Raw genomic sequence first — 324 nt, forward strand, 5'->3', positions numbered from 1 at the left:
AGCATACGCTGTCGGGGCTGTTTTATATTAGGAGCCTGACGATGACCTACTCTCACATGGGCAGAAGCCACACTACCATCGGCGCTGGTCTGTTTCACGGCTGAGTTCGGGATGGGATCAGGTGGTTCCAGACCGCTATGGTCGTCAGGCAAAACGGTTGATCACTGGGTGGACGAGATAGAACGATGTGATGTTGATTTCGATTGAGCACAATGGCTCTTGCGTTATCCGCAATTGTCTTGGGTGTTATATAGTCAAGCCTCACGAGCAATTAGTATCGGTTAGCTCAACGCCTCGCAGCGCTTACACACCCGACCTATCAAC

The 324-nt window shown here is 51.2% G+C and carries 2 rRNA genes; both read right to left on the bottom strand.

Going from position 1 to position 324, the window contains the following annotated elements:
- Positions 1–33: 33 nt before the first annotated feature.
- A 5S ribosomal RNA gene (gene rrf / locus BIU96_RS18080) occupies positions 34–149 on the bottom strand.
- Positions 150–250: 101 nt separating this feature from the next.
- A 23S ribosomal RNA gene (locus BIU96_RS18085) occupies positions 251–324 on the bottom strand; the annotation flags it as partial.

This window comes from Curtobacterium sp. MCBA15_008, from assembly GCF_001865065.1.
In the GTDB taxonomy this organism is placed as follows: domain Bacteria; phylum Actinomycetota; class Actinomycetes; order Actinomycetales; family Microbacteriaceae; genus Curtobacterium.